The organism is Brevibacillus sp. YAE8 (assembly GCF_057543335.1).
Window position 1 is genome coordinate 329,299 of the sequence record NZ_BAAIYG010000002.1, and the last position, 15,991, is coordinate 345,289.

Here is a 15,991-nt window from a genome sequence, read left to right on the forward strand (position 1 = left end):
CCCTAAAATTATGTTTAGTTTGAATTTCTATTCTGAATTTTGCAATTTAAACCGTTGCTGCGGCTGTTGCTGGAACAATACTGCGCGCCATCGCTACTGATCCTGTTCTCGTCAGTTCGAGCACCCCGTAGCTTTGCAAAAGCACAAGCAGCGCGTCGATTTTTTCGGTGTCACCCGTTACTTGCACGATCAGCGAGGTAGGTCCCACATCGACGATCGCGGCGCGGAACGGCTCGACAATCCCGTTCAACTCGGCCAACTGGCTCGGTGATGCGCTCACCTTGATAAGCGCCAGCTCCCGGGAAACGTACGGGTTTTCGCTGAGGTTCGTCACCGAGATGACGTCGATCAGCTTTTGCAGTTGCTTCATCAGTTGTTGAATCTGGCGGTCATCCGCTCCGGTGGTAATAATCATCCGGGACAGCCCTTGCTCCTCTGTTCCTCCCACCGTGATGCTGTCGATGTTGAAGCCGCGTTGCCCGAACAAGGTCGCGACTCGGGTCAATACGCCGGGGTGATCGTTGACGAGTACGGCGATCGTATGTGTTTGCATCCTAGTCGTCCCCCAATTCCATCTGATCTAATGTGTCGCCCGACGCTACCATCGGATACACGTTTTCTTCCTGCGCGACGCGGAAGTCCACGACGACTGGCCCATCATGGCGCAGCGCTTCGGCCCAAACGGCTTCTGCCTCTTGCGGAGTGGTGGCCCGCAAGCCTTTGACGCCGTACGCTTCCGCCAGCTTGACGAAATCCGGGCTGCACGTCAGGTCGATCTGGCTGTAGCGATTGTCGTAGAACAGCTCCTGCCATTGGCGAACCATCCCCAGGCACTGGTTGTTCACAATCGCGACCTTCACCGGAATGTTGTACTGGGAGACGATCGCCAGCTCCTGGTTGGTCATCTGGAAGCCGCCGTCGCCCACTACGGCGATTACCGTGCGATCCGGGTGCGCGATCTGTGCGCCAATCGCTGCCGGGAAGCCAAAGCCCATCGTGCCGAGGCCGCCGGAAGAGATAAAGGAGCGCGGGTGCTTGAACTTGTAGTATTGTGCTGTCCACATCTGGTGCTGTCCAACGTCTGTCGTGACGATCGCTTCCCCATCTGTGGAGCTGTACAGAAGCTCAATGACCGCTTGCGGCTTCAGTACGTCGCCGTCTTTTTTGTACTTGTACGGATACTGTGCCTGCCATTCCTTCAACTGGCTGATCCACGCCTCGGAATCGCATTTGCGGGCAACCGGAATCGCTTTGGCCAGGGTGCTTTTCACATCGCCTGCCACAGTGACGGCTGTCTCGACGTTTTTCCCCAGCTCGGCAGGGTCGATGTCGACGTGGACGATGCGGGCTTTCGGAGCAAACTCCTTGGTGCGTCCCATCGTGATCCGGTCATCGAAGCGAGCGCCGAGGCCGATGACACAGTCCGCATTGAGCAACGCCTGGTTGGCTGTGTAGCTGCCGTGCATGCCCGGCATGGCGAGCGCCAATTCGTGCGTGCCCGGGAAACCGCCCAGCCCCATGAACGTGTTGATAACCGGGATGCGCGTCTTCTCCGCAAAAGCGAGCAGCTCTGCTTCGGCTTTTGCGGCGATGATGCCGCCGCCTGCCAAAATGACCGGGCGCTTCGCTTCGCCAATCGCGTCAACAAATGTCTGCACCTCTTCGTCTGTCGGCACGAGCGTGTCGCGGTAGCCGCGAATCTCGACCTTGTCGGGATAAGTGAACGGCGCCTTCGCGTTGGCCACATCTTTTGGAATGTCGATGAGGACCGGGCCCGGACGACCTGTAGAAGCGATGTGGAACGCTTCCTTCACGATGCGCGGAAGCTCGCGGACATCGCGGACGAAGTAGCTGTGCTTCGTAATCGGGATGGTGATTCCGGTAATGTTCGCTTCCTGGAACGCGTCGGTTCCGATCAGCGACTGGGCTACGTTTCCGGTGATGCACACCAGCGGAACCGAGTCCATCTGGGCTGTCGCAATTCCGGTTACGAGGTTGGTCGCCCCCGGACCGGAAGTGGCGATGCATACGCCCGGTTTGCCAGTAGCGCGGGCGTATCCGTCTGCTGCGTGGATCGCGCCCTGCTCATGGCGAGTCAGGATGTGCTTGAAGTAGCTCCCGTACAAGGAATCGTAGATCGGGAGCACCGCTCCGCCTGGGTAGCCGAAAATGTATTCGACTTCCTCCAGGATCAGACAGCGCAGAAGCGTTTCTGCTCCTGTCACTTCCTCCCCGAACTGAATCGGTGGAATGCCGTTCTTTTTCTGCAATTCGGCCATTTCAACACTCATTTTCCTCTCCTCCTCCCACTTCTTAAAGCAGCTATAAAAAATACCTATGGACACATAGAAAAACCCTTTCGCCCCGACACGGTTCGGTTTCCATGTCTTTTGGGGCGAAAGGGTTCGCGGTACCACCCAACTTTATCGGCGCCTCGCGGTCAGCCGATCTCAGCCAGTCACAGCAAATGCGGACTGTAACACGCTAACGGGTGTCAATCGGTTTTCCCTACTTTTTGCACGAGGCAAATTTCAGCAAAACAGCTCAGAGGTGAGCAATGCAGCGTACCCTATGCCCGTTCTCAGCAACCAGGGCTCTCTGTAAAAGGGGAGACGCGCACCATCCTCGTCATAGCCTGCTATTATAACAATATTTCTAATATTGTTGTTGTCAGAAAATAAAGTGTTACGTCTGATTATAGCTAGGCACTTTGGGGGTGTCAACGAAAACAAAAAGATTTTACTATACTTTCGTCCGAACGAATGCTCAGTAGAAAATGCCGGAACGGCGCGGTTTTTGCGTGAAAGCGGATACATTTTCTTTCGGCTTGTCCCCTTTCTCGGGAAAGGAAACGGACCGGCAATGCCCGCCCTTCCCTTTTGTTCGTAAACTTGTTTTACAGATTGTCGCGAAGTCCCTCGATCAAAATTTGCGCCACCTCGGGACGGGTAAATTCCGGCGGCGGGGTCTGGCCGCTGCGCAAAAGCGCGCGCACTTTTGTCCCGGACAGCGTCAGATGCTCGCTTGCAGCGTGTGGGCACGTCTTGGCCGTCGCCATTCCTTGGCAGGCTGTGCAATAAAAGCTGTGCTCATAAAACAGCAACTGGATGCCCAGCTCCTCTGGCGCAAATGCAGAGAAGATGTGCTGCGCGTCGTACGTCCCGTAGTAATCGCCCACGCCCGCGTGATCGCGGCCTACGATGAAGTGCGTGCAGCCGTAGTTTTTGCGGACGAGCGCGTGGAATACCGCTTCTCTCGGACCTGCGTAGCGCATCGCCGCCGGGAAGGCCGCGAGCAGCACGCGCTCTTTCGGGTAGTAGTTTTCCAGCAGGGCGAGGTAGCTTTTCATCCGCACTTGCGCGGGGATGTCATCTGACTTGGTTTCCCCCATCAGCGGGTTGAGAAAAAGCCCGTCGACGATTTCCATTGCCGCCTTTTGGATGTATTCGTGCGCCCGGTGGACGGGATTGCGCGTCTGGAAGCCGACGACGCTCTTCCAGCCGTTTTGGGAAAAAAGCTCTCTCGTCTCGCGCGGCGTCAAATAATATTCGGCAAACCGCTCGGGCTGCGGCCGCTTGAGCACATGCACCGGACCGCCCACGTACAGCCCCGGTTTTTCCATCAGCTTTTTCACTCCCGGATGCGCCCGGTCCGCTGTCCGAAACACTTGTCTTGCCTCCCGGGCTTTATCGGGCTGGTAGAGGCTTTGCACCTGGAGTATGGCGTAGTCTTCGCCATCTTCGCCGCGCAGCCATACCGCATCCCCCGGCTCGATGTCCGCGTGCTCGGCCGCATCGACTGCCAGCGTCACGGGCAGCGGCCAAACCGTCCCGTCTGCGAGCCGCATCCGCTCCACGACGGAATGGTAGTCGTCCTCGCAAAGAAAGCCTGTCAGCGGGGAAAAGGCGCCAATGGCGAGGCAGTCTATGTCAGACAACGTCCATTGATCGACCACGATTGCTTTTTTGCCAGCGGCTCTGGTTATCGCTTCCGGCTGACTTTCCAGCCGTTCAATCAGCGTCCCACCGTGTGGCGAGATCGTATGCATAGCGTGTCCTCCCTTTTGTTCCCTTACTTGTGCAGGCCGCATTCGGTCTTGTCAAAGCCGGCCCAGCGGCCCGCGCGCGGGTCCTGCCCTGACTGGACAGGCCGGGTGCAAACACTGCAGCCAATACTTGGATAATTGCGGTCGTGCAAAGGGTTGTAGGGGACATCGTTCGCGTGTATATATGCCCACACCTGGTCCATCGTCCAGTCCGCGAGCGGGTTGAACTTCACCAGCTTGAATTTATCGTCCCATTCCACTTTTTTCGCATTGGCGCGGGTAGGCGCCTGATCGCGGCGAATGCCGGTAATCCAGGCGTCGTAGCCGGACAGCACCCGTGTCAAAGGCTCTACTTTGCGGATTTGGCAGCACAGATTCGGGTCTGTCTCCCACAATTTGTCTCCGTGGCTCTTCTCCTGCTCAGCCAGCGTCATCTGGGGCAGCACCTGGATAAATTTCGTCTGGTACCGCTCCTCCAGCTTGTCGCGCGTCTCGTACGTCTCGGGAAAATGTTTGTTCGTATCGAGATAAAAAACAGGTATCGTCGGGGCCAGTTTGTGCAGCATGTCGATCAGCACGACATCCTCGGCACCGAAGCTTGAGGCGAGGACGAGGTTGCCTGCGAAGTGTTCCACCGCCAGAACAAGCACATCCTGCGGGGATTTGGCTTCCATCCGGTACGCCCACACTTGCAGCTCTTCGTCCGCCATCCTCTGGCGATTGTTCATCAGCGAAACTCCTTTCCTGCTAGGATTCCCCCACCATCATATGTCGGGAGGCAGGAAGTGGCGATTCGTCCTGCTGACAAAACTGCCGCGACGGCACCGAAAGAAACGAAAAGAGCGACCAGACCTGTAGCCGATCGCTCCTCGCGGATTGCTCCCTCTTATTTTTTGTCAGAGTCACTGTTTGCTGCCGGGAAAATAAACGAACTGCCTGTCGGAATCGTGTTGAGATTCGCCTGGTCTACATTTTGTGCCGCCGGTGCTCCTGTGATGAAGACGACGGGTGCTACGTAGGCATCATCCTTTTCTTTGGCGAACGCTCCCGGAACGAACAGCGCCGAACAGACCACCGCAGTTGCACCCATCATTACCATCCACTTTTGTTTTTTCATCTCTACTCTCTCCTATCCAATGTTTTCCTTTGACGCTTTTTATTGTACGGCAGGGAGCCATCCTCTCGACACGGACGGGAGATTGTTTTTTGCTCCAACCTGAGACGGAGCCGCCTCTACGCCCGTTGTCCATTTTCTTTAAAAAAACGATGGCGTTTCGTTGCTGCCCTTGCGCTTTTCGGATGTTCATTCATAGGGGAGAGCCTCTCCGACAAGCAAAAAAAGCCGACCTTCCCCACCAGGAAAGATCGGCTTTGCTTTTTGCGTATGTGCTTACGCGTTCAGTTTGCCTTTTGCAACTGCTGCCAGTTCGTTGAACGCAGCTTTGTCGTTCACAGCCAGGTCAGCCAGCATTTTGCGGTTCACTTCGATGCCAGCCACTTTCAGGCCGTGCATCAGACGGCTGTAGGACAGACCGTTCAGGCGAGCTTGCGCGTTGATACGGGTGATCCACAGTTTGCGGAAGTCGCGTTTCTTTTGACGACGGTCGCGGTATGCATAAAGCAGGGATTTCATTACTTGCGCATTAGCGGATTTAAACAGGCGATGTTTGGAACCGAAGTATCCTTTCGCCAGCTTCAGGATTTTCTTATGACGACGGCGTGTAACAATGCCACCTTTTACTCTTGGCATACTAAACTCCTCCTGGTCTTTCCAGCATGGCGGCCTACTGCTAGGCGCTTAGGGAGCTCATGCTGCGTAATGTGTGTAATGATGCGAAAACTTACAGGTAAGTGAGCATTTGCTCCATGCGTTTTTGATCGCCTTTGGAAACGAGTGCAGCTTTGCGCAGGTGGCGCTTTTGCTTAGTCGTTTTGTTGGCGAACATGTGGTTACCAAATGCGCGGTCGCGCTTCAATTGGCCGCTTCCAGTCTTTTTGAAACGTTTTGCAGCAGCCTTGTTGGTTTTCATTTTAGGCATCTGAAAAGTCCTCCTGTCTAAACTACTATCTTACTTTTCCGCTTTCGGAGCCAGAATCATAATCATGCTGCGGCCCTCGATCTTCGGTTTACGCTCAGGCGTAGCGAGATCTTCACACTGAGCAGCTACACGCTCCATAACGCCAAGCCCGATTTCGGAGTGGGTGATTTCACGTCCACGGAAACGGATCGTACACTTCACCTTGTGGTGATCCTCCAAGAACTTGCGGACGTTGCGAAGCTTGGTTTGAAAATCGTGTTCTTCGATGTTAGAAGAAAAACGCACTTCTTTCAGCTCGATGATCTTCTGGTTTTTCCGTGCTTCTTTCTCCTTTTTCGCCTGCTCGTACTTGAACTTTCCGTAGTCCATGATACGGCATACAGGCGGTTTGGCTGTCGGAGCAACGTTTACCAGATCCAGTTCGGCTTCCTGGGCAATGCGCAACGCTTCCCTGAAGGGTACGACTCCCAATTGGCTCCCGTCAGCGCCGATCAAACGGACTTCACGGGCACGGATCGCTTCGTTGATTAACATTTGATCCTTGCTAATACTTGCCACCTCCGTCAATTTCGAGAAGGAACAAAAATGTGCGAACGCATCTGCGCCCGCACATATCTCACCTAAGCAATTTCATCAGATCCAAGGATCTTTGCATAAGAGTTACCTGTCAACAGTCGTGTCGGACGTCGACCCAGGTGAGAAGCTGGGCGCCTCTGCTTGTTCTCGAAGTATGAAGTGTTTATACACGCAACTTATAATACAAGGTAGAGTTGTCTTTGTCAAGGCTTATCGCTTTTTATCCTCCGATGTGGGACATTTCCACCTTCGGACGCTTTTGCAGCCCCGGCGTTTCGTCCAGCCGTTCTTCCGAATAGCGCTCGTCGCGCTTTTCCCAGATCGCGCGAATCTGCTCCTGGATTTCTTCGTCGCTTCGCCCGCTGCGCAGCGGCTCGCGCAAGTCATAGCCGGCGGAGGCGAACAGGCAGTTGTACATTTTCCCCTCTGCCGACAGCCGCGCCCGCGTACAGGTAGAGCAAAAGGCTTGTGTCACCGACGAGATCAGCCCAATCTCCTGATCGCTCCCCTCGTAGCGGTAGCGCGAAGCGACCTCGCCGAAGTAGTTCGCCTCGACCGGGACGAGCGGCATTTCTGCGTCGATCATCCGGACGATTTCGCTGGAAGGCACGACCTGATCGAGCTTCCAGCCGTTGCTGTTGCCTACGTCCATGAACTCAATGAAGCGCAGCGTATGGCCTTGCTCGCGGAAATAACGGGCCATCGGCAAAATGTCCTGGTCGTTGACACCGCGCTGGACGACCATGTTGATTTTCACCCCGAGTCCCGCTTCCGCCGCCGCGCGAATCCCGTCGAGCACGGCATCCACCGGATAGCCTCTGCCGTTTAACATGCCAAACCGCTCGTTGTCCAGGCTGTCGAGGCTGACGGTGACGCGATCAAGCCCGGCTTCCTTCAAAGCCTGGGCATGGCGGGCGAGCAGCGAGCCATTGGTCGTCATGGCGATATCGTGAACGTCCTCTATTTTTCGAATCATTCGTATTAATTCAGGCAAATCCCTGCGCACGAGCGGTTCTCCGCCCGTAATCCGGATTTTCCGCACGCCGAGCGCTGTGAATATTTGGGTCAAGCGGGTAATTTCTTCAAACGACAGCAGTTTGTGCTGCGGCAAAAATTCAAACTCCGGCCCGAAAATTTCAGCCGGCATACAGTACCGGCAACGAAAATTGCATTTGTCTGTCACGGAAATGCGCAGATCACGGAGAGGACGCTTTCGTGTGTCACGTACTTGCATCTGCTCTAGCACTGGTGGTCACCCTCCTTTTCCTGGCTGAGCCTGGCATGCCACTCTATCTCCTGTTTGTCTCGTATTGATGTCCAACATGCGATTCCGGCTTTTTATTAGCGTACCATATTCCGCCTGCGAACGGCTCCTGTTCCTGCACTTTTCGCTGTTGCAAAAGCGGTCGCAAGCCGATGAAAATCGGAAAAATGACCCGGTGCACGCCAATGTGCAAACCATTTTTTTTGACTATTCCCTTTTGTATAAACATAGGATAATATGACTATATATTATGCTCTATATATTCCTCTTCAATAAGGAAAGCGAAGATCAGCCGTTTGTATGTGGGCACTTGAATGGCTGGGAGCGAGTAGTGCAACCGACCCTATTTTCGTTGTAGGGTCGGTTTATTTTATCCCAGAACAAAGGCCTTGTCCACTGCTCAGAAACGGCAAGCTGCAGCAATGGCAATCGCCCCCTCTTTCTCAATTTTTGAGTAAATCAATAAAATGTAAAATTCGGAGGTCTGCATGCAATTTTTTGCAAAGAAAGCAAAGCCATGGAATGAGTATGTGAAAGCTTCCCACGCAACTGACATTGCCGAAGTGGGCGAACGCGTGAAAGAGCGCCTGTCTTTTTTGGGCGTGGATCAGGATACATTGGCGCACGTCAAAGAGGCTGCTACCACGATTTACCCCTTTAAAGCAGAGATCGTATCCCGGTTTTACCAGTCGATCACTAACGTTCCCCACCTCCAGAAGATCATCCTCGACAACTCCAGCCTGGAGCGGTTGAAAAAAACTTTGGAGGTCTACCTGGAGCAGTTTCTCACAGCAGAAGTCAACCATGAGTACGTGAAAACGAGAATTGTCATCGGGCAAGTTCACAGCCGCATTCATCTGACAGCCGATCATTTTATTTCTGCACACCATCTGCTGATTCAGATCATGACCACGATTTTGATGGAAAAATGGAGCAATCAGCCGCATCAGATGATGAAAATGGTCACCGCTGTGCAAAAATTGGCAGCATTCGATCAGCAACTGATTGTGGAAGTGTATATGGAAGAGACGTTCAAATCGTTTTTGTTCGGCATCTCCGGCATGCTCAACCATATGACCCAGCTCGACACGACGAAGCAGCTTATCTCGGGAATGGACGAGCAGATCGAGGAAAGCCACAGCGTCACCGCAGCAACGGAAGAAATGAGCGCCTCGATTCAGGAAGTCGCCAACCACGCGGTCAAAGTCGCAGAAGGGACAGACGAAGCGGTGCAATCCGCTGAACAGAGCAAACAGATCATCAATGCCGCTCTCGGCGACATCCGCCAGGTGGGCCACGTCTTTGTCGAGGTCATGAGCAGGGTAAACCAGCTCAATCAGGAGATTCATCAGACACAGGACGTCATCCGCATCATTCGGGAAATCGCCGAGCAGACCAACCTGCTCGCGCTGAACGCCAGTATCGAGGCCGCCCGGGCCGGAGAGCAAGGGCGCGGCTTTGCGGTCGTAGCCACTGAGGTGCGCAAGCTGGCCGAGCATACAAAAGAACAGATCAGCCGGATCACAGACAACATGGAGTCGCTGCAACAAGTTTCGAAGCGAGTGACGGAGCAGATGGACAGCACGAGCAAGCTGGTGGAGCGCAGCGTCGGGGAAGCCCAGTTCGCCGATGTCGCCCTGAACAAGATTGTGTCCACCATGCAGGAAATCAGCCAATCCACCTCGCAAATTGCCGCCATGACCGAGGAACAGGCTTCTTCTGTCACGGATATCGCCCACCGCAACTCCACGATTTTTGACCTGAGCACACATTCGCAGCAAATCGCCAAAGACACCGCGCAAATCATTCTCGAACTGAGCCGGAAAATGGATGAGTACCGCAAGACGTTCTTTACGATCAATGTCAAATTGAGCTACAAAGACATCGTGCGCGTGGCCAAAACGGATCATTTGCTGTGGAAATGGAAAATTTACAACATGTTCCTTGGTTTGGAAAACCTGGTCGCCGCAGAAATGGCCTCGCACCATCACTGCCGACTGGGGACGTGGTACTACAGCGACTTGCCGCCGCTTGTGCGCAACAACCCGACCTTCAAAAAGCTGGAGGAGCCGCACAAATTAGTACATTTTTACGCCAAGCAGGCAGTGGAAAAATACCAGGCCGAGGATCTCGCCGGCGCCCAGGAAGCGTACGAGCAGCTTCAACGGGCGTCCCATGAAGTCGTAACACTGCTTACCCGTCTGGAAAATGAGCTGTAGCAGTTGTCGCCACCGTTTTCGCCAAAAACAAAAGGGCCGTTCCCACCGTTCGGGTGAGAACTGCCCTTTTTGCTTTACTTCATTTCGTTGATTTCGGCGCGGATTTTTTCCACGAACTCATCAACGGTCATGGCGCCTTCATCGCCTACTCCCCGTCTGCGTACAGACAGAGTGCCGTCTGTCACTTCTTTTTCCCCGATAACCAGCATGTACGGGATTTTTTGCACTTGCGCTTCACGGATTTTGTAGCCGATTTTTTCGTTGCGCGCATCCAGCTCTACGCGGATGCCAGCTTGTTGCAGCTTTTCTTTGACTTGCTCGGCGTACGGAATGTGCACCTCGCTGATGTTCATCAAGCGCGCCTGGATTGGAGTCAACCAGACAGGGAATGCGCCTGCGTAGTGCTCGATCAGGATGCCGATGAAACGCTCCATGGAGCCGTACATCGCACGGTGCAAGACAACCGGACGATGCTTTTCGTTGTCTTGGCCCACGTAAGTCAGGTCGAACTTCTCCGGCATTTGGAAGTCGAGCTGGATGGTTCCGCATTGGTGACGGCGTTTCAGCGCGTCGGTAATTTGGAAGTCGATCTTCGGTCCGTAGAACGCACCGTCGCCTTCCTTGATTTCATACGGCATTTCCAGTTGCTCCAGCACCTTTTTCAAGGAGCTTTCCGCTGTTTCCCACAGCTCGTCGGAGCCCATGGAATCTTCCGGGCGAGTCGAAAGTGCTACGCTGTATTCAAAGCCGAACACTTTGTAGATTTTGTCGATCAGCTTAATCATGTTTTTGATTTCGCTCTCGATCTGGTCAGGGCGGACGAATACGTGTGCGTCATCCTGGCAGAAGGTGCGAACCCGCAGCATGCCGTTCAGCGCGCCGGAATATTCGTGGCGGTGAACCTGGCCGAACTCGGCATAGCGAATCGGCAAGTCGCGGTAGGAATGCATTGCGTTTTTGTAAATGAGCATGTGTCCTGGGCAGTTCATCGGCTTCAAGGCGTAAGTCGCGTTGTCGACTTCAGAGAAGTACATGTTTTCCTTGTAGTGATCCCAGTGACCGGATTCTTTCCAGAGGCGCTCGTTCATGAGGAACGGCGAGCGCACCTCTGTGTATTGGGCAAGCTGTTGCAGGCGGCGGGAGAACTGCTCCAGCTCGTTGCGGACAGTGAAGCCGTTTGGCAGGTAGAACGGCATGCCAGGCGCTTCCTCGGAGAACATGAACAGCTCCAGCTCTTTGCCCAGTTTGCGGTGGTCGCGCTTTTTCGCCTCTTCGATGAAGTGCAGATATTCGTCCATATCCGCTTTTTTCGGCCAAGCGGTACCGTAGACGCGCTGCAGCACCTGGTTTTCCGCTTTTCCGCGCCAGTATGCACCTGCCACGCTCATCAGCTTGAACGCTTTGATGTAGCCAGTGGACGGCAAGTGCGGGCCGCGACAGAGGTCGAAAAATTCGCCCTGCTCGTACAGGGTGATCGTCGCATCCGCCGGCAAGTCGCGGATGAGTTCCAGCTTCAGATGGTCGTTGAGGTTTTGGAAAATTCTTGTCGCCTCGTCGCGGCTGACGACTCTGCGGCGGATCGGCAAGTCTTCCTTCACGATTTTTTCCATTTCCGCCTCAATCTTGCCCAAGTCTTCTGGCGAGAGCGAGACCGGAATGTCCATGTCGTAGTAGAAGCCGTCTTCGATCACAGGACCGATCCCGAATTTGACTTCGCTGCCGTACAGGCGTCTTACTGCCTGGGCGAGCAAGTGAGCGGTACTGTGACGGTAAACTTCCAAGCCTTCCGGCGAATCGAGGGTCACGATTTCAATTGCTGCGTCATCCTCAAGCGGCGTGTACAGATCCACGACTTTGCCGTCTTTTTTGCCGGCTACTGCTTTTTTCTTCAGGCTCGCGCTGATGGAGCCTGCGATCTCTTCGATGGTGATCCCAGCTTCGTACTGACGGACTGCTCCATCCGGGAACGTTACGTTAATTTGTGCCACCTTGGATTCTTCCTTCCTGTTTGTTGTTTTTGAGAAAATAAAAAACACCCATCCCAGAAGGGACGAGTGTATTCTCGCGGTACCACCCTAATTCAAGTCTGTTTTTACAAAACGGGCCGTGCAAAACGGATGCCCGAACAAACTCCTCATTGACATGGTAACGGTATGGAACCGGCAAGCCGTTAGTAAAAGCGTACGCTTCGTTCCCGGCTGCTACTCGAAGGGGGTAGATCCATATCGTCTCGCAGCAAGCTTCCAGCCAAGGCCCGCCTCTCTAGAGCGATCTCGATATCGTCCATGTCCTTCTCATCGTATTTGTAAGCGATATTCACTCTTGTTGCTGCTAATTATAGTTTAGTCGGATTGTTCCCGTCAAGTACACGTCTTTGCCCAAGGCATAACGAACAGGAATGGCAGGTGATGAGCCTGCTGTCAAAAATGCTGCGGATCGTTTGCACAAGCCCCGGCTTCTCCCCGGCCATGTGCAAAACGATGCTCTCCGGTGCCAGTGTAACCAGCGCGCTGACCAAGTAATCTTCATCGCGGCATTTTTGTTCGTCCATGCTCAGCACGGAATCGAGCTGTTCCAGCCAAAGGCGGTCTCCCTTTTTGTCATAAAGATGGAAAGGTTTGTCCACACTAGGAACAACATGGACCACTTCCTGTTTCACTTCCTGTACGGCGATAAAATAGCGCAGAAGCTCGACAAATTCCTGGTATTGCTTGTCTTCCAAATATTCGTCGATTCCCGATTCGACCAGCTCGAACAGTTCATTCCAATGCTCCTGCAGCCGGAACCTGACGAACCCCAATACGTTGATAGTTCGCTCCTGCTCCAAGTATAAAAAGGCTTTGCGGTAGACGTTTGCCTTTCGAGTCGTGGCGGCCAGCAGTTCGCGTCCGTCCAGCTCGATCTCTCGGCACATGCGCTCAATGTAGGGAAAAATTTCCGGCCATTCTTCTTCCATCTGCTCCGCCGCCAACAAATCGGCAGCCATTTCCTGCATGATCGCCGGCTCTTTGACCTGCGTCACCCACTCCGCCAATGTCAATGCCACAAAAGCTCTCGCCCACTCTATCGTCTGCGCATCGTATTCCTCTTCGCACCAGCTTTGAAAAAGGAACGTGCAGTAGTCGTCCTGTTCCTGCTCCTTGTATGTAATGCGCACCGGGGCAGTATTGACCCGCTCCATCATCTCATTTACGATAACGCGATACGTGCCACTATGCTCAGGGACATTCTCCAGCAAGACGCGAAACGTTTGCATTTTCATCCCCCCAACCGCAATTGTAGTTACAGTATATGTCCCTTTATGGGCGATATACTTTTAAACGATTGGAAACCGGGGATTGGAAGTTGCTCGTGGGGATAGAAAAACACGCTGCCAGATCGTCTGTTCCGCTCTTGCGAAAAGACGATCTGGCAGCGTGTTGCTGAACGTTTTTTCATTTAGTTTTGCATCACAAAATCTCTTTCCGCCATCTCGCCGTCCTTGAACACGCGCAAGATGTCGTACTGGGTGTTGCGCTGCGCCGGGATTTTGCCTGCGCCGCGGATCAGTTCGAGAATCTGGTTGGTGTTCACCTTGTAGGTACATGCGGCTGCCGAGACGACGTTTTCTTCCATCATCGTCTGACCGAAATCGTTTGCCCCGTAGGAAAGGGAAAGCTGGCCGTACTCTGGACCCATCGTCACCCAGGAAGCCTGGAGATTTTCGAAGTTGTCCAGCATCAGTCGGCTGATCGCCAGCGTCTTGAGGTATTCCTCCGGCGTATTGTTCACGGCTTTCATGTTCGTGTTGTCCGGCTGGAACGTCCAGACGATAAACGCCTTGAAGCCGTGCGTCTCGTCCTGTGCTTCGCGAATGCGCATCAGGGACAGCACGCGCTCCTCCATTTCCTCGCCGAAGCCGATAACCATCGTCGCCGTACCTGGCAAGCCGATGCGGTGAGCAGCTTTTTGCGTGTCGATCCACTCTTTCCACGAGCCTTTCAGGCGGGAAATTTTGCGGCGGGTACGGTCGTCGAGAATTTCGCCGCCCGCTCCCGGCAACGAATCCAGCCCTGCGGCCTTCAGTTCCTTGAGCACGTCTTCGACCGTCATGTTGGAAACTTCCGCGATTTTAATCACTTCCGCTACCGACAAGGAGTGCATCGTAATTTGCGGGAAGCGCTGCTTGATCGCGCGCAGCAGGTCGGTGAAATAGTCGATCTTCAGATCCGGGTTGGTCCCGCCCTGCATCAAGATTTCCGTGCCGCCGACGTCAATTGTCTCCTGAATCTTTTGGAAAATAGTCTCTCTGGGCAATACATAGCCTTCGCTTGAACCGGGACGACGGTAAAAGGCGCAAAAGCGGCAATACGTATCGCAAATGTTCGTGTAGTTCACATTTCGGCTGATGACAAACGTGGCAATGGGCTCTGGGTGGTGCTTTTGCATCACCAGATTGGCGTAGTGTCCGATCTTCTCAATTTCATTGCTGGCAAACAGAGCGAGGCCGTCTTCCAGGCCCAGTCGTTCTCCGGCAAGGGCACGTTCCAATATAGCATCGATCATAAGGATCACTCCTCGTACCTTACGTAAATTCCATTCCACATGATATCACAATCGGGACATAACGGCTATAGTTCGGGGTGCTGGCACAAACAGGGCGCGACGATGGTACGACGAAAAACAGCCCCGCCAAAAGCAGGGCTGTCCGTTTCTGTTGCTATAGGTATCATTCATATCCGATCTGCTCATACACTTCCGGTTCCCAATAAATGACGGTTTGCGAAAGCGGCAGATTGGTTTCGCGCGCGCCATTCGGCTGGCCGTTAAAGTAAATGATTTCCGTCACGGCTACCCGATCTCCGCGCACGTCAATTTCTCCCGTCAACTGCAAGCTGGTTCCATCCGGCGCATAAAAAACGACTTTCCCCGATCCCAATGTCTTCATGGGTTCCTCCAATACTGTATGTCCTTCTTTTCTATACTAATGGATATTCTTTCCTATCGTCAATGAAAAAGCGAGGGACTTCTTTACCACCCGCCTCCTCTTCTTCCGGGCCGAATCGCGCAGGACGAATCTCCCCAAAGCGAGAAGACGCCAGGAAAACGTAACCCCCCGGCGTAGAAAAACGTATCCCCTACTGTTGGATCAGCCAATTGGCGGTCTGTGTTTGGACAAAGCGGCATATCCTAACTACTGAAATGCGATTTTTTCCTGTATAATGGAAACCCGAGAGGAAACGTCCTAAGGAGATGCTCATGCTCGATCAAATCACACAACTGTTCATGCAATATGGAATATGGGGACTCTTTGGCATGGCATTTTTGGATTCGTTCATCAGTCCGATTCCTCCCTTTTTTATGCAAATTGCGATGAGTCTGCTCGACCCCGGTTCAGCGCTCCGCTTTGCGACCGTGGCCTTTACCGCCTCGATTCTCGGCGCGCCGATCGGCTTTTTGCTCGGCAAATGGCTCGGCAAACCGATTTTGCAAAAGCTGCTTCCGGAAAAATGGGTCGTGGTCGCCACCGAGAAATTCGCCAAAAACGGGGACGCTGCCGTGCTGATCGGCGCTTTTACTCCGATTCCGTTCAAGGTGTTTACCGTGCTGAGCGGCGTGTTCAACTACTCGCTGACAAAGCTCATGCTCTTTGCCATCGTCGGCCGGGGCTTGAAATTTTTTCTGATCGGAACCTTGTTTCACCTGTACGGCAAGCATGCCAAAGTGCTGCTGGATGAATACTTGGAGGTCACTCTGCTGGGCGCCGCCGCGCTTGTGGCGATCGGCTGGTTCATCTGGAACAAGCGCCGAAAACGCTATGCCTGAAAAGCTGTCGTGACAACCAAAAACGCCCGGGCGTGCCATGTGC

15 protein-coding genes, 1 riboswitch and 1 other annotated feature are annotated in these 15,991 nt (G+C 53.7%); of the genes, 2 read left to right on the forward strand and 13 right to left on the reverse strand.

Annotated elements, in window-relative coordinates; all coding sequences use genetic code 11:
• Positions 1 to 46 precede the first annotated feature (46 nt).
• The 9 genes from ilvN to moaA form a co-directional block, all read right to left on the reverse strand.
• On the reverse strand, positions 47 to 553 hold the full coding sequence (ilvN, locus tag AC27IT_RS04415; RefSeq protein WP_005829326.1) for an acetolactate synthase small subunit: 507 nt from the start codon (positions 551 to 553) through the stop codon (positions 47 to 49).
• A 1-nt stretch (position 554) separates the two neighbouring features.
• Complete coding sequence (gene ilvB / locus AC27IT_RS04420; protein ID WP_025844158.1) at positions 555 to 2,291, reverse strand: biosynthetic-type acetolactate synthase large subunit; 1,737 nt, start codon at positions 2,289 to 2,291, stop codon at positions 555 to 557.
• Between the two features lie 605 nt (positions 2,292 to 2,896).
• Positions 2,897 to 4,048 (reverse strand): sulfate adenylyltransferase, encoded by a 1,152-nt coding sequence (gene sat, locus AC27IT_RS04425; protein ID WP_007776549.1) that lies wholly within the window; start codon positions 4,046 to 4,048, stop codon positions 2,897 to 2,899.
• 23 nt (positions 4,049 to 4,071) lie between these two features.
• Positions 4,072 to 4,773 (reverse strand): phosphoadenylyl-sulfate reductase, encoded by a 702-nt coding sequence (locus tag AC27IT_RS04430; protein WP_283858922.1) that lies wholly within the window; start codon positions 4,771 to 4,773, stop codon positions 4,072 to 4,074.
• Positions 4,774 to 4,931: 158 nt separating this feature from the next.
• Positions 4,932 to 5,162 (reverse strand): hypothetical protein, encoded by a 231-nt coding sequence (locus tag AC27IT_RS04435; protein WP_007776543.1) that lies wholly within the window; start codon positions 5,160 to 5,162, stop codon positions 4,932 to 4,934.
• A gap of 273 nt (positions 5,163 to 5,435) precedes the next feature.
• Positions 5,436 to 5,795 (reverse strand): 50S ribosomal protein L20, encoded by a 360-nt coding sequence (gene rplT / locus AC27IT_RS04440; RefSeq protein WP_005829335.1) that lies wholly within the window; start codon positions 5,793 to 5,795, stop codon positions 5,436 to 5,438.
• 91 nt (positions 5,796 to 5,886) lie between these two features.
• Positions 5,887 to 6,084, reverse strand: coding sequence for a 50S ribosomal protein L35 (gene rpmI / locus AC27IT_RS04445; protein ID WP_005829336.1), 198 nt, complete (start codon positions 6,082 to 6,084; stop codon positions 5,887 to 5,889).
• A gap of 30 nt (positions 6,085 to 6,114) precedes the next feature.
• Positions 6,115 to 6,618 (reverse strand): translation initiation factor IF-3, encoded by a 504-nt coding sequence (infC, locus tag AC27IT_RS04450; protein ID WP_005829338.1) that lies wholly within the window; start codon positions 6,616 to 6,618, stop codon positions 6,115 to 6,117.
• Positions 6,619 to 6,880: 262 nt separating this feature from the next.
• On the reverse strand, positions 6,881 to 7,894 hold the full coding sequence (moaA, locus tag AC27IT_RS04455; protein ID WP_193373869.1) for a GTP 3',8-cyclase MoaA: 1,014 nt from the start codon (positions 7,892 to 7,894) through the stop codon (positions 6,881 to 6,883).
• Positions 7,895 to 8,192: 298 nt separating this feature from the next.
• A riboswitch (cyclic di-GMP riboswitch) is annotated at positions 8,193 to 8,276 on the forward strand.
• A gap of 136 nt (positions 8,277 to 8,412) precedes the next feature.
• On the opposite strand from moaA, the gene AC27IT_RS04460 reads away from it, so the two are divergent.
• Positions 8,413 to 10,143 carry a methyl-accepting chemotaxis protein gene (locus tag AC27IT_RS04460; RefSeq protein ID WP_025844163.1) on the forward strand — a complete coding sequence of 577 codons (1,731 nt, stop codon included), beginning with the start codon at positions 8,413 to 8,415 and terminating at the stop codon, positions 10,141 to 10,143.
• 74 nt (positions 10,144 to 10,217) lie between these two features.
• Here the strand turns inward: AC27IT_RS04460 and thrS are convergent, their stop codons facing one another.
• From thrS to AC27IT_RS04480, 4 genes are all read right to left on the reverse strand, one after another.
• Complete coding sequence (thrS, locus tag AC27IT_RS04465; RefSeq protein ID WP_007776535.1) at positions 10,218 to 12,131, reverse strand: threonine--tRNA ligase; 1,914 nt, start codon at positions 12,129 to 12,131, stop codon at positions 10,218 to 10,220.
• Positions 12,132 to 12,186: 55 nt separating this feature from the next.
• Positions 12,187 to 12,450: a binding site (T-box leader), on the reverse strand.
• 28 nt (positions 12,451 to 12,478) lie between these two features.
• Entirely contained in the window at positions 12,479 to 13,399 is a 921-nt protein-coding gene (gene ytxC / locus AC27IT_RS04470; protein WP_007776531.1) for a putative sporulation protein YtxC, read from the reverse strand.
• Positions 13,400 to 13,581: 182 nt separating this feature from the next.
• Positions 13,582 to 14,688, reverse strand: a complete 1,107-nt coding sequence (gene mqnC, locus AC27IT_RS04475; RefSeq protein WP_005836134.1) for a cyclic dehypoxanthinyl futalosine synthase — start codon at positions 14,686 to 14,688, stop codon at positions 13,582 to 13,584.
• A gap of 163 nt (positions 14,689 to 14,851) precedes the next feature.
• The gene (locus AC27IT_RS04480) at positions 14,852 to 15,070 is read right to left on the reverse strand and encodes a hypothetical protein (protein ID WP_005836136.1); all 219 of its coding nucleotides are present in this window, start codon (positions 15,068 to 15,070) and stop codon (positions 14,852 to 14,854) included.
• 311 nt (positions 15,071 to 15,381) lie between these two features.
• Between AC27IT_RS04480 and AC27IT_RS04485 the strand changes: the two genes are divergently transcribed.
• Positions 15,382 to 15,948 carry a YqaA family protein gene (locus AC27IT_RS04485; RefSeq protein WP_005836138.1) on the forward strand — a complete coding sequence of 189 codons (567 nt, stop codon included), beginning with the start codon at positions 15,382 to 15,384 and terminating at the stop codon, positions 15,946 to 15,948.
• The last annotated feature ends 43 nt before the right edge of the window (positions 15,949 to 15,991 follow it).